We start from the raw sequence: 15,042 nt of genomic DNA, 5'->3' as shown, positions 1-15,042 counted from the left end.
CATGCTTAATCATCTCGTTAATCTTTTTTTTCCTAAAGTTTGTGCAGGCTGCCATGCTATTTTAATGACAGAAGAATCAACAATCTGTACTATGTGCAGACATGAAATTCCGATAACAAAATACCATTTAGATCCCAAAAATGAAGCCGTCAAGAAATTTTATGGAAAAATTGAGATTGAGCATGCTTCGGCATTTTTATATTTTAATAAAAAGGGAATTGTTCAGGAACTCATACACAATTTAAAATACAAGGACCAGGAAGAAATTGGTACTGTTTTAGGAAACTGGTATGTTGAAGATTTGAAAGGGTTAGACTTAAAAATCCCTTTTGATAGTATCGTTCCGGTTCCTCTGCATAAAAAAAAGTTTAAGGAGCGAGGTTATAATCAGGTAACTACTTTTGGAAAATCTTTAGCTAAGGGCCTAAATATTCAGTACAATGATTCGGTTTTATACCGAAAAAAACATTCTAAAACCCAATCTAAAAAAAATCTTTCAGGCAGATCTGAAAATATCGAAAATATGTTTGATGTGATTTCTATGGAAGAAAACCAAAACAAGCATTTTTTAATAGTCGATGATGTACTAACCACAGGTGCCACGCTTGAAGCCTGTTCAAGGGCGCTGTTAAAAATTCCCGGAGCCAGAATAAGTATCGTTTGTATGGCAATGGCTCATTCTTAAATTTAATTCACCACTATTTTTTTGACGAATTTTCGATTCCCATCAATTACAGTAACCAAATACAGTCCGGATGATGGATTGGACAATTGAATATTTTGATTAAAATTATATGTTTTTTCAAAAATGTTATTGTATATTTTTTGTCCAAGAATATCATAAACCATCACTTCAATACCATTAATGGAATCACTTTCAAACTGAACGGTAAAACTTCCTTCATTTGGATTCGGATAAAGAACAAAATCAGAAACGTCCGTGTCAGAATCAGAAACACCAAGAGTAAATGTCTGATTACAAATAGTAACTGATGCAGAGTTAATTGTACCAAAACTACCGGAAACCGCATCCCGGACTCTTAACTCCCAACTCCCCTGACTATTCTCACCGTTAAAAGCGCTTAATAAATCCGAAGGCAAAACAATCTGACTGGTTGTTTGTGAACAATCCAAAGCAACACCTGCATCATCATATTGAAGCAACAATGTCGAATTCGAAAATCCGCAATCTTTATCAAATAATTTCACAACAGTCCCATTAGGACTTTTTATTTGAATTTCGACATCTGATAAACGGGAATGGGTTACACTTACAGAAACATTTACATCAGAAACCGTTCCTGTTGAAGCCGGCACATTTACTGTTTTAGTTGTAAAAGCGTTTCCGGCAGGAATCGAAAATGCGCTTCCAAAGCTATACGTATCACAGGTTGTTTTAGGAGTATAGCCAATTGCAAACGTATTTTTATTTAAAGCATAATAAATATTATTTACTGGCTGTATTAAAATCCTGCAATTCGTAGCGGTTATATCTGCAGGAACCGTAATGGTATGTGAACCATCATTTGGTGTATTTGAAGCCAATATAACTGGAAAAGTCAACCCGCCATCTGTCGACAATTTAATATCAACATTTGAAGATCCTGCCAGTGTATTGGTATTATTAACACTCCATGTTATAGTTTGCCCGGATCCATTTTTCCAGCCAATATCAGTAGTGTTTTGAGAGGTCATTGTAAACGGGCCAATACCAGGATTTACTGTCACGATCATGGCATCGATATTGGTTTGAGGAGTGTCTGAAATTGAATTATCACGACCCGTCAAAGTAAAATGCAGGGTTCTTGCTACAGACGAAACTGATTCCCATTTCGTTGTTAACCTGTTTTGTAATACAGTACTCAAACTTGGCATATAACGAATTGGTGAATCTGACGGAATAAGTGAACGAAATAATGGTCCATCAGGTTTAGCAGGATAAGCAAAACTATTACTTAATGAGGTTGATGTTGCACTATCGTTTTGCTCCCAACAATAGGTAATGGCATCTCCGTCAGGATCAGAACCTGCACCTGTAAGAATAAACGGGGTACTGAAAGGAATCGTATAATCTGGACCTGCATTGATTGTTGGAGGATTATTTGTTATCACCGTACTGACCGGACATGATTTTGTGACAAGATTATTCTGTATTTCTAAAATACTGACATACGCAAAATAATCATCCGAATTATTTTGAATATCATAATCATTCGTTACTCCTGCATATCCCATAATGGTTGATCCGCTGCCTGGCTCTACATTTACCCCTGTTCCTTCTATAGAATGTGAAAAAGTATGGCTTCCTCCTAACTGATGACCCATTTCATGTGCAACATAATCAATATCAAAAGTATCTCCTTCGGGAACATTATTTGATGGAGAAGTAAAAGCACTTCCTTTTGCATTTTCATCAGTTGATGATGTTGGATTTACACATACACATCCAATACAGCCTGCATCCCCTCCACCTCCTGAACCGCCAAATAAATGCCCAATGTCGTAAGCATTATTACCCAGAACTGTGGTTAAAGTAGTCTGAACCTCAAGATGCCATGCCCCATCTGCTCCTGCACCGGAGTTAGAATAGGGATCTGTGTTTGCATCTGTATAAATTACAGCATCATTGTTGGCAATCAAAACCAGCCTTACAGCCAGATCTTTATTAAAAACGCCATTAACTCTTGTCATAGTAGCATTCATTCCTGCCAGTGCGCCAGCCTTTGTTCCTCCAAAATAAGCGGTATATTCTCCTGTACAGGATAAAGCCAGACGAAGTGTTTTTAAAACCTGATTATTAGAAGTTGATTTTGCTGTTTTATTGCTGTTTTTCCCATCAATCAAAGCGGCTGGAGTTTTACAGTTCAATGGAGCATTTAAACGACTACTGCTATTTGAAGTAAACAATACATATTCTAATTTGTTTTTCACATTTTTTTCAATAAACTCTGATGGCCTATTCGGACGAAGTACCATTGTCTGCATGCCAATTGGTGAAAAACTAAAATGAATCTTTGCAGTTTTGTCATCTATGCCATAGCCTTCATATGCTCTGATTTCCGGATATTTTGCTTGTAATTCCGGCTCAAAGTTTGAAGATTCCCAAACTACAAATTTTTCCAGGACACCGTCAGAATTGGGAATCGTAATTTCTAAAGTAGTATCTGTTGAAGATTTGCTGGTCGTTTTGGATAGTTTTTGCTTTAAAAAAACTTCATTTAGTTTATAATATGTTATGTCCTGACTGGCAGGATCATTAATTATTTTACCGCTAATCGAAACGGAGTTGACTTTATCCCATAATTCATCACTTTGAGCCTGAATTCCAACACAAGAAAAAATAATGAATAAAAAAAGTAGTTGTTTTTGCATAATGGGTAAATTTATTTTGAATCAATTAAGTCAAAATTAAATCAATTAAGTCAAATTCTTAATATATTATCGACATATATTTCTTTTAAGCAGACAAGTTGGCTCTTTTTCACAAAATCCGGGAGATTCAATTCAAAAATCAATTAAGGTTAGTGTCAGATTTAAAATAGATAGTATAAATTTGCACCATCTTAAACTATTTGCTTTGAAGCTCTTTCATTCTATAAACGATTTTCAATCCACCAAGAAAACAATTTTGACTCTTGGCACCTTTGATGGCGTGCATATTGGTCATAAAAAAATTTTAGAACGAATTACTCAAAATACTGAAAACGGAAAATACGAAAGTTTAGTACTCACTTTTTTTCCACATCCAAGAATGGTTTTGCAGGAAAAATCAGAAATCAAGCTTTTGAATACTATTTCTGAAAAATCAAAACTTTTAGAAGCAACAGGGATTGAGAATCTTGTTATTCATCCTTTTAATGAAAGCTTTTCCAGACTCACTGCAGAAGAATTTGTACATTCAATTTTAGTAGATCAATTTCATATCCATAAAATAATTATTGGTCACGATCATCGTTTTGGAAGAAACAGAACTGCTAATATTGACAATTTAATTGCTTTTGGAGCGGAATACGGTTTTGAAGTGGAACAAATTTCGGCTCAGGAAATCCAGGATGTTTCGGTAAGTTCTACCAAAATCAGAAAAGCATTGCAGGACGGAAATATGAGTTTAGCTAATGATTACCTTGGATATACTTATTTTATGACAGGTGAAGTTGTAAAAGGAAAACAATTAGGAAGAACAATTGGTTTTCCGACAGCCAACATTCAAATCGAAGAAGACTACAAACTGATTCCGAAAAATGGTGTTTATATTGTTAAAACCTATATCAATAAAAAAGAAGTTTTTGGCATGATGAATATTGGTTTTAACCCAACAGTTAATGGCCAGAAACAAACCATAGAAGTCAATCTTTTTGATTTTGATTCCAACATTTATAATCAAAGACTTGAAATTTCTTTATTGAAATACCTCCGTGAAGAGCAAAAATTTAGTTCTGTTGATTTGCTTACAAATCAATTAAATCAAGACAGGAAAACAGCTTTATCATTTATAAACCAGGTTTAAAAAGCAATAGGCTACTTTTTGTTATTTTTAAAATCATCTTAGTTGTTTTTTTAGTAAATTTGATAGCGTGCTGTTTATCAATTATTTACTATCAACTTTAAAATAACCATTATGAAAATACCTAAAGAAATAATTAACGGGTTTTTTATATTCGTGGGAATTGGCATTTTTTTCATCTTAATGGAACTTTTAAATCTATCCCACTTATTTTATCTGCGTTTATTGAATGTCTTTTTTATCTTTTATGGTGTGAACAGAACATTAAAAATGAACATAGCCGAAGGTAAAAACGGTTTTGTTCTTAACGCAATATCGGCAATGGTGACTTCATTTACCGGAGTTGTACTTAGTATTGTAACACTCATAATCTATAGTTATGCAAAGGGCGGCGATACTTATGTAAAATCATTATCTCAGGCTTTTATGTTTGGAGGGGAACCGTCTGTAATGACCTATTCTCTCTGTCTTCTTTTTGAAGGGACTGCATCCTGCATAATTGTAACATTACTCCTGATGTTATTGTGGAACAATAAATATGCTGCGGATTAATTTTTGAAAATAAAATCAGCTATTAAACACTCTAAAATCATTAAAAAGTGCAATTATATGATTTTAGAGTGTTTCTTTTTTGAAAATAACTGTCAAATATTCATTTGCAGCAATCAACATTGGTTGATTAGAACAATTTAACTACTTTTGAAGCATCAAAAAATTGCATCGATGAGCATTACAAAACACAACTGGACAAAAGACGAAATAATCGCCATATATAATAAACCCATGATGGACCTGCTGTATGAAGCAGCCACTATCCATAGAGAGAAACATGACCCAAACGTTGTTCAGGTCTCTACTTTACTTTCTATAAAAACTGGAGGATGTCCGGAAGATTGTGGTTATTGCCCACAAGCCGCCCGTTATAACACTGGAGTTGAAGGGAATGACTTAATGAGCGTAAGTCAGGTAAAAGCGCAGGCATTACGTGCTAAATCGAGCGGATCATCTCGTGTTTGTATGGGAGCAGCCTGGAGAAACGTAAAAGACGGTGAAGAATTTGATCAGGTTCTGGAGATGGTTCGTACCATCAATAAACTAGACATGGAGGTTTGCTGTACTTTAGGTATGATTACCGAAAACCAGGCACAACGTTTGGCAGAAGCAGGATTATATGCTTACAATCATAATTTAGATACGTCTGAAGAATATTATAAAGACGTCATTTCGACTCGTGGTTTCGAAGACCGTTTACAAACTATCGAAAATGTTCGTAAAACAAATGTTACGGTTTGTAGCGGAGGAATTATTGGAATGGGAGAAAGTATCGAAGACAGAGCCGGAATGCTCGTAGCACTTTCTACTTTAAATCCACAACCGGAATCAGTACCAATTAATGCTTTGGTGGCTGTTGAAGGAACTCCGATGGAAGAAGAAAAACCAGTGGAAATCTGGGAAATGATTCGTATGGTAGCCACTACCAGAATCGTAATGCCCGATACGCAAGTACGTTTATCTGCAGGAAGGACCAATATGAGTCGCGAAGGTCAGGCCATGTGTTTCTTTGCCGGGGCCAATTCTATTTTTGCAGGAGACAAATTGCTTACTACCCCAAATCCGGATGTACACGAAGACATGAAAATGTTTGAAATGTTAGGGTTGATTCCGCAAAAACCATTTATTAAAGTTTCGCAGCCACAAACGGTTGAAGCAGCAGATTCACAGTTTACCCCTTTAGGTGAAAAACCAAAATGGTCAAGACCGGGACATACAATTGAAAGAAACCTTGAAGCGTCTGGTAAATTAAAAGTATAAAAATAAAATTTCTCAATCTAAAAAAATGCTTTTGGCTCAATTGTCAAAAGCATTTTTTATTTTAATTATTCAAAATCGTTTCTCCCAACTCCTGCCGGGTTCTTCAAATTTATTAATGGTATTTACGGAACTTAATTCCTTATCAACATTCATTTTTTAATAATTTTTAGCTGTTTCTTAGTTGTATATCGGGGATAAACTGTTGCAACTGCTATGCTGATACAACATAGGGAATCAAAAATTGAACAAAAAAGCAGAGAACAAACAGAAGATCATAAAATACTATAAATCAATAAATTAAAACATTTTATTAAATTCCTAAGCTTCGATTAAGTTAAAAATTTAAGTTAATGAGTTCATTCATCTCAGGAAATATTTTTAAATTGCTGTCTGGTTTAGTGTCAGAAGCAATTTTTTTATTTAAGAGATGAAGTTAAAACAAATCGAAAGGGTAAAAAAAATCACAAAATCTGATTTTATTTCCCTATATGTAAAGAATCAAATTCCTGTTGTTGTTGAAGAACTAACCGAAGACTGGCCGGCTTATCATAAGTGGAAACTATCTTATATTAAAAAAATCGCCGGAGACAAAACCATCCCTTTATACGATGACAGACCTGTAAATCATGAAGATGGTTTTAATGAGGCACACGCTTCAATGAAAATGAGTGATTATATTGATTTATTAGAAGAGAAACCGACAAATTACAGGATTTTTCTATATAACTTAATGAAAGATGTTCCGGCTCTTAAAAAAGACTTTTTATGGCCTGATATTGGTTTAAAACTGGTGAAACAACTGCCAATGTTGTTTTTTGGCGGACAGAATTCAAAAGTTTTTATGCATTATGATATTGATTATTCCAATATTCTGCATTTTCATTTTCATGGAGAAAAACAATGCATGATTTTTCCTCCTGATCAGTCAAAACACATGTATAAAGTTCCACACGCCCTAATTTCAAGGGAAGATATCGATTTTGACACACCTGACTTTGAAAAGTTTCCGGCTCTAAAAAATGCTGAAGGCTATATCACGAATTTAAAACATGGTGAAATGTTATATATGCCTGAAGGGTATTGGCATTACATGAAGTATTTGACTCCGGGGTTTTCGATGAGTCTGCGTGCATTTCCAAAAAATATTTCCAATTTATCTAAAGCAGCTTATAATGTTTTTGTCATGCGCTACTTTGATTCCATGATGCGAAAATTTAAAGGACAGAAATGGATCGATCATAAAAATGAAATGGCAATACGAAATACGCACAGGTATTTGTATAAATAATTAAGATTTATGAATCAGAACAAAACTTTTTCAGTAATTATTTTACCTTCCACTGTGTATATTTTAAGAATAATAAATTGATTTTCAGGTTTTAATCGATTTAATATAATCTCATCCTGGTTAAAATTTTCTTCCAGGGTTAAACGTCCTAATATATCAAAAACCTGGACTTTTTGAATTTGTTGTGTTGCCGTTTTTACTCTTAATTGGTTTTGAAATTGATAAACTAAAATACTATTATTTTTAAATTCCTGATTTTGTGCATCTAATTTTTCATCTGTAAACTTCAACATAAAACGGTCATTATAAGTTCCTTTCTCTGTTGAAAAATCATACGATTGCTTTTTCAAATCATGCAGTACATTTTTTTCTTTGTCTTCAAGAAAAACCGATTGATTTGTAAAAATGCCATCCAAGTGATCTATTGAAATAGAGAAATCACCCTTGATTTCTGTCTGGTATCCTAACGGAATTAAATCAGCATCCGGAAAAGGCAAACCCCTGGCCTGGATTACCCAATTTTTATTTTCATTGATACTGTAAAAATTTACATATTGATGACCATTAAAAGTTTCCCCATCAAAAGAAACGTCATATTTATCAGTTGCTCCTTCTGCATATCCCACCAAAAGTTGTTTAAAAAGAGCTTCTTTATTGGTTAAATTCAACCAAATCCTATTTTTTTCCGTTTTGCCTTTTTTATTGTTTTTGTTTTTACCGGGTTTAAAAAAAGTGGCATTTTGCTCAATTATACGCATACTATTATCAAATTTTACTTCTCCAGCTACTATACTCTGAACAAAAAAAGACTGACCTGATGCAATTGTTCCGCCCGGTTCTGTTTCATTTATTCCAGAAGCCAAAGCCGGTCTTGTACCTACACCACCAAGCAAATTATAAACGGCATAATCGTTATGATTGTATTTATTTGTAAGAGCCGTATTGTGTGTCCAGAAATAAAGTGTCCCTTTTATAGCCTCAGAATTTTTATTTAAAAAGACATCTGCATCTATAGCTGAAGAATAGGGATTACCTATAAGATTGTAACTATCTAAAACGCCAATAGCAGCCGTAATTTTTCCATTGGTTGGAATTCCCTTAAAAACAGCTTCATGGATGGCTGGAATAGTTGTTGAAAAATCCTGTGGTCCTCTGATAATATATCCTTTTCCTGCAATCATTGCTGTTGATGGAATTTCCTGCTTCCAATTTTTCACATCATAATCATACGAAAAAAACTTATCGGACAATGTATTTGGAGAAACGTCAATCAATTTTTGATTCTCAACAGGCGAAGACCAATATGTATAATCAAATTTTAAAATTGGTGTCGATTTTCTTTTAATATGAATCATTCCGGTATTAATCATTTCATCATCAAACTGATATAAAGATGCTGTATCCTCTAAAACTAAAATTCCGGCTCCCTTGTAATCAAAACCCAGTCCTAAAGTTCTACCACCTGACACAGTTACAATTTTTCCTGAATCAATGCTGCAACTACAGGCATTAGCCGAAGCAGAAAATATATAATCATCCTCAAATGTCAATTCTTTCTCATCAGAAGGAATGCCGTTTGACCAATTTAAACCATCCCACTTTGAGCTGTTATTGCATAATTTTAAAAGTGCAATCCTGTGTTTTGCAATTCCGGAGACCGAATTAAAGTTTCCTCCAATCATCAGTTTATAATCTGCTGTGAAACCCATGGTGTACAGCGTACTGTTAAGACTTACAATAAAGGATGCATCATAAGTTCCTTTTGCCTGCAAACGCAATAAACGTAATGAAACGTGTCCGTTATAATTCCCTGAAAATGTTCCTCCCACTACAATACGATTGTCGGGCTGTACCAAAATGCTTCTTACGTCTCCATTGCTAAAACCTGTTCCGGATTCAAAAGTAACATCCAAAATTCCGTTGGGATTTAATCTTAAAATGCGTTTTTGTGAGGCTCCATTATAACTCAGGAAAGAACCTCCAACAATAATTTTTCCATCCGATTGCAAATCCATTGCGTATACATTTTTATCGAATCCGGTACCAATAGAAAAATCAGTATCAATATTTCCATCAGAATTTAGTCTTACTATACGTGGATGGGGCAGTCCGTTGAAACTATTAAATCTTCCAGCCAGCACAATTTTACCATTCGGCTGAACCAGCATTGCTTCTATAGTTGCATCTGCCCCTAACCCTGTATTAAAACCAGCATCAATTGTACCGTCCTGCATCAATCGCACAATACGATTTGAATTGATTCCGTTATATTTTGTAAAATTCCCTGCCACAATAATTTTTTGGTCTGACTGAATGGCTATTGCGAATACCTGACCATTACATCCGTCTCCCGATATAAAACCGGCATCAATTTCGCCATCAGCAAAAATCCTGACAAGTCGATTATAAATTGTGCCGTTGTAAACTGTAAAACTTCCGCCTAAAATCATTTTACCATCTAATTGCTGTGCTATCGCTTTTATCGTATTATTAGCCCCTGTCTGAATAGAATTAAAAGTAGCGTCCAATTCCCCATTTGAAAAAATTCGAGCCACTCTGGAAGATGAAATTCCGTTGAACTTTGAAAAATTACCCACTACCATTGTTTTTGTATCTGATAAAGGCAAAACTTTCAGAACCGAATTATCAAAACCTACACCAGCAGTCAGGTAGCCAATGTCATGTACACCATCTCCCTCAATTTTTGCCAGCCTGCCTTGATTTTTAGAATCAAAAACCGAAAAAGAACCTCCAATAAACCAAGATCCGTCCACGACATCATTTAAAGCAAAAACAGATGCCGAAGCAGGTCCGGATCCGATATCAAAATCAGGTTTTATAGTTCCGTTTGAATTTAGCAAAACCAATCTGTTCACTTCTGAACCATCATATAAATGTGAAAAAGACCCCCCTAACATGATATTCCCTGAAATGTCTGTCTTAATTGTATAAACAATCCCGTTACTCAATCCTGTTCCTGATAAAAAACCGGAATCAATACTTCCATCAGGGTTTAATCGAGTGATACGATTTGCAGTCTGTCCATTATATTGGGTAAATTTGCCACCCACCAAAATTTTACCATCTGTTTGCAACATCATTGCTGTACAGTCATCGTTAAAACCTGTTCCGGTATTCAATGTAGGATCTATGCTGCCGTCAGAATTCAAACGGATAATCTTATTTGCATCAACATTATTGAAAGCAGTGAAATTCCCTGCCAGAATAATTTTTCCGTCAGGCTGAACTTGTATAGTAGTAATATTAGATGAGGTTCCGGAACCAGTTATAAAGGCTGGGTCCAAACTTCCATCAGGTAAAATTCTGGCAATCCTGTTTACTGTAGTTCCGTTATAAGTAGTAAAGCTTCCTGCAATAATGATTTTTCCATCAGACTGCTGAGCAATTTGGTATATTATACCGTTACCTGCCCCCATTGCAGTATTAAAAGTTACATCGTGTGACCCATTGGTATTTAGCCGAATAAGTCTTCCTACAGCAACACCGTTACAGCCAGTAAAATTACCACCTAAAATTATTTTATCATCAGACTGAATGTAAGAGGTATATATTTTACCATTAAAACCAGTCCCTAAATTAAAAGTGGCGTCAACAATTCCGTCTGCTTTCAATCGACAAAGAGATGGAAGCGGTTTTCCGTTTAAGTTTAAATAATCACCACCTACAATCAAACATCCGTCTGATTGCAAAGACAAAGTTCGTACGGTATTATCGAAACCATCTCCCGTGAATCCATCATCAAAAGTGTTAAAATCAGAATCTAATTTTCCTTGTTGGGCAGAGTTAGTAATACTAAACAACAAAATAACGATATAAAGATATAATCTTGACGACATATGATAAGAATTTACTCGCAATATAGCTCTGCCTGCCAAATTTCACAATACCCTAATTTGGTGATATTTTCTTACTTTATTTAAAGGCGTCATTTTCAGTCAAAACAAAAAATCCGACAGCTTTTGCTCTCGGATTCTTTGTTTTAATGCCCTGGTTATTTTACTTAAAGATTACTTTTTTAGTAGTGGAATTGTCATTTTCCAAAACTACTTTTACCAATAACACCTGTTGGGGAACTGATAAATTATGAACTATTAGCGCACCATTCGAAACCTTGTCTTTCCGGTACAATTGTTTTCCGGAAATATCATAAATGAACACCTTATCAATATTCTCCTTTTCTGAACTTATTGTAATGTTTTTGTTTTTGACAATTACCTCAACACCATCATCTGCAGTTTCAAAATCTCCTGTTCCCAAGGTTACATTGACATATTTGACAACAAACCTATCATTGAATGTCCCTTTTGCTGTTGTAAAAGTATAATCGTTTTGAGTCAATTCGTGTATCGTATTGGTCTGCTTGTCTTCAAGAAAAACTCTTTGATCTGCCAGTACACCATCGGCTTTATCTATGGATATCGTAAAATCTCCTGCTAGCGTTGATCGGAACCCTAAAGGAACTTTATCACTTTCCTTAAAAGGAAGGGCACGTCCCTGGATCACAAATTTATTGGCATTGTTTACGCTATAGAAATCTATAAAGCTGTTTCCGTCAAAACTCCTGCCGTCAAAATCGCCTTCATAGTCATTTGTCGCACCTGTAACATAACCAATAAGGGTTTGTTTGAAAGCACCTCCTGAATTGGTCATATTAAGCCATAAACGGTGCTTTTCCAGTTTGGCACTCTTTGAGGTTTTAGCCGGTTTGAAAAATTGGCTATTGTTTCCGCCAACTCTCATGTTGTTTTTAAACGCTATGGTTCCCGAAGACAGGGCACTGCCAAAAAATGATTGGCCGGCAGCAACATAACCTAATGGCTCCTGGCCTCCGGAAGTAGCTGCTACACCTCCCAATTGGTTATAAGCCGCATAATCATCCGATACATAAATATATTTCGGACCATTTTGCTGGATCGCTGTGTTGTGTGTCCAGAAATAAATAGTCCCGTTTAAAATGGTATTATCAGATAAAAATTCGTTGGCATCAAGTGCCGATGGATACGGATTGCCTATCAGATAAAAATTTCCAGGTACAACTGACTGTCCTGATATATCACCATTATTGGGTATTCCTGTAAACTGAACTGGTTGTGCATAAGGAAATACGACATTCTCGCCATTGCCCCAAATCCCTGCCTTGGGTGTTCTTATAATGTAGCCTGTTCCGGGGGTCATAATCTTTGTAGATGCTACTTCCTGTTTCCAGCCTGTACCAGAATATGACATGTACTTATCAGACAAAGTATTGGGTGATAAATTCAATAAAGTCTGACCTGACACCGGAGAGGACCAATAGCTAAAATCGAAATTCTTCATGGGGGAAGAAATACGTCTATAAATAATATTTCCTGTATTCATATTTACAGCAGCAGCAGGGTCCTGAACCAAACCTGAATTATTTTCAAAAATTAATTGGCCATTCGTTGTTACTGCATTTATAATCGTCAAAGTTACCCCTGAAGGCACTGTAGCGATTACAGAGGGATTAATTGTTAAGGCACAAGCCGTTAAATCTGCCGTAAACGGAGAGTTAGGTGTTACTGAAGCTATAATAGCACTCTTAGTTGTGCTAGGTATACCATTAGACCATGCACTACCATTCCAGGTTGTAGAAGATTGCTCTGTTACCACAACATTTGCACTTGAAGGAGATGTACATCCAAAATCGGTATCCGTTACCTTAAATGTATAGGTATTTGCGGCTAAACCATTTATAGTTGTTGTTGTTCCGGAACCAGTTGTTGTTGTTCCTCCAGGAGTTCTTTGTAATGACCAGTTTCCAGATGGAAGATTGTTTAAAACGACACTTCCTGATGCGCTACAAGTAACATTAGTTATAGTTCCGACAGAAGGCGGAGCTAATAAGTTAGTAACAGTTGGTATATCATCCGTGTTAGAATTACCGGATATATCCTCAACAATATTCAAAGAAGGATCTATTCCTGCTACTTTTGCAGAATTAACTACCCTGCCTGCCGCCACATCTCCTGCTGTAATTGTATAGGTTCCGGTAAGTGTTGTTGTTGCCCCAACGGCTAAAGATGAAACGGGATTTCCTGTTATTACCATACCAGGCAATAAATCTGTTACGTAAATGTCTGTAATTGGCACTTCACCGGTATTGGTTACCTCAAATGTATAATTGATGATATCCCCTAGTTTACCACATCCTGTTAAAGAAGCTTTTTTTACCAAACTTAACTGGGCTATTTTTAAGGAGTTAGTATTAAAAGCAATAAAAGCACAATCAGAATTCCCAGAAAAACTAACTACAAATCGGTCTACCTGAGCCGCTGTAGCTGCTGTAATACCAAATGCGCTTAAATCCAAGGCAAGAAGTCTAATGTCGCGGGTTGCATTAGCGGCAAAAGAAGAAGCTGGTGTACCATTATTAGCATTAAATAAATCCAATCTATAAGTGCCTACCACCTGAATAGAATTAAAAGCAACATTTACGACATTACCAACAATATTATTACTGCTGTCCAAAAACCTAAACGTATCAACTGTTGAATTGGGTTCAGCTACCTGACTCACTAACAAATCGGGAATACCATCGCCTATTCCGTCCAGTCGTAAATTATCCGTTCCTATTTTAAATACCGAAGAGCCCGTTTTTATATTTGCAATTCCTGTACCTAAAGCAAGGCCATTAATTCCATCTGTTAGTCTGGATGCCAGTTCTGCAGGAACAGATAATGAACCAGAAAGTGGAGGGGTTAAAATCCTGTCAGTCAACGAACCGTCAATAAAAGAACCCTGCAAAAAATACGTGTTTGTTGTATATTCCAACGATTGAATTTTTAAGGCCCTAAATCGCGAATCTTCAAATGCTACAGAATGCGCACTTAAAACTTCATTATTAGCACCAGTGGCATATGTTTTTCCACCCCAATTAAAAGCCAATAAATTGTTTTCAGTATTAGGCTGGTTATTGGTCCCTGTAGCTGAATTGGACGTCCAATATCCATTCCAGTCGGTATAGATGCGGGTAACTGAAGTCTGACTCCATACCTTTGGGGCTACCAGAAAAAAGAGTATTCCTAATGTCTTTAGAAATAAAGAACGTACGAACAAAAAAGATTTTTGAAACATGGTTGGATTGGTGGTATTTTATATTTTTAAAAACCCGTTGGGTGTAATTATTATTATATAAATCATTTTTTTAATTGACTGAATCTTTCAAAATCCAATTGGGATAATTAATGTTATAAAAAAATCCGACAGCGTCATTTGTCGGATTTTTTTATAACATTAATTATCAGAATATAATTTTTCTGGTAGCAGTATGCCCGTTTTCCAAAACTACTTTTACCAACAAAACCTGCTCAGCAAAATTTAAATTCGAGATAGTCAGTATACCATTCGAAACCTTGTCTTTCCGGTACAATTGTTTTCCGGAAATATCATAAATGAA

Annotated in this window: 9 protein-coding genes; 5 read left to right on the top strand and 4 right to left on the bottom strand. The window is 35.6% G+C overall.

Features of this window, described 5'->3' with window-relative positions:
- Nucleotide 1: 1 nt before the first annotated feature.
- A complete protein-coding gene (locus J2W48_RS07200; protein WP_310279849.1) occupies nt 2-685 on the top strand; it encodes a ComF family protein in 684 nt (227 codons plus the stop codon).
- Between the two features lie 2 nt (nt 686-687).
- Here the strand turns inward: J2W48_RS07200 and J2W48_RS07195 are convergent, their stop codons facing one another.
- On the bottom strand, nt 688-3,372 hold the full coding sequence (locus J2W48_RS07195) for a zinc-dependent metalloprotease (RefSeq protein WP_310279848.1): 2,685 nt from the start codon (nt 3,370-3,372) through the stop codon (nt 688-690).
- 205 nt (nt 3,373-3,577) lie between these two features.
- Here J2W48_RS07195 and J2W48_RS07190 point away from each other — a divergent pair, with 205 nt between their 5' ends.
- The 4 genes from J2W48_RS07190 (at nt 3,578) to J2W48_RS07175 (ending at nt 7,604) form a co-directional block, all read left to right on the top strand.
- Complete coding sequence (locus J2W48_RS07190) at nt 3,578-4,507, top strand: bifunctional riboflavin kinase/FAD synthetase (RefSeq protein WP_310279847.1); 930 nt, start codon at nt 3,578-3,580, stop codon at nt 4,505-4,507.
- A gap of 111 nt (nt 4,508-4,618) precedes the next feature.
- On the top strand, nt 4,619-5,056 hold the full coding sequence (locus J2W48_RS07185) for a hypothetical protein (RefSeq protein ID WP_310279845.1): 438 nt from the start codon (nt 4,619-4,621) through the stop codon (nt 5,054-5,056).
- A 171-nt stretch (nt 5,057-5,227) separates the two neighbouring features.
- On the top strand, nt 5,228-6,316 hold the full coding sequence (bioB, locus tag J2W48_RS07180) for a biotin synthase BioB (RefSeq protein WP_310279843.1): 1,089 nt from the start codon (nt 5,228-5,230) through the stop codon (nt 6,314-6,316).
- 427 nt (nt 6,317-6,743) lie between these two features.
- Entirely contained in the window at nt 6,744-7,604 is an 861-nt protein-coding gene (locus tag J2W48_RS07175; RefSeq protein ID WP_310279841.1) for a cupin-like domain-containing protein, read from the top strand.
- Nucleotides 7,605-7,618: 14 nt separating this feature from the next.
- Here J2W48_RS07175 and J2W48_RS07170 read toward each other — a convergent pair whose 3' ends face one another.
- The 3 genes from J2W48_RS07170 to J2W48_RS23070 all read right to left on the bottom strand — a co-directional run bounded on the left by J2W48_RS07170 (nt 7,619) and on the right by J2W48_RS23070 (nt 15,030).
- Complete coding sequence (locus tag J2W48_RS07170) at nt 7,619-11,461, bottom strand: calcium-binding protein (RefSeq protein ID WP_310279840.1); 3,843 nt, start codon at nt 11,459-11,461, stop codon at nt 7,619-7,621.
- Nucleotides 11,462-11,621: 160 nt separating this feature from the next.
- Complete coding sequence (locus J2W48_RS07165) at nt 11,622-14,720, bottom strand: DUF7507 domain-containing protein (protein WP_310279838.1); 3,099 nt, start codon at nt 14,718-14,720, stop codon at nt 11,622-11,624.
- A gap of 166 nt (nt 14,721-14,886) precedes the next feature.
- Complete coding sequence (locus J2W48_RS23070) at nt 14,887-15,030, bottom strand: T9SS sorting signal type C domain-containing protein (RefSeq protein WP_409025169.1); 144 nt, start codon at nt 15,028-15,030, stop codon at nt 14,887-14,889.
- Between the last annotated feature and the right edge of the window lie 12 nt (nt 15,031-15,042).

The sequence above is a fragment of the Flavobacterium piscis genome, from assembly GCF_031457575.1.
Classification (GTDB): domain Bacteria; phylum Bacteroidota; class Bacteroidia; order Flavobacteriales; family Flavobacteriaceae; genus Flavobacterium; species Flavobacterium piscis_A.
This window is presented reverse-complemented; position numbering and strand designations above follow the sequence as displayed.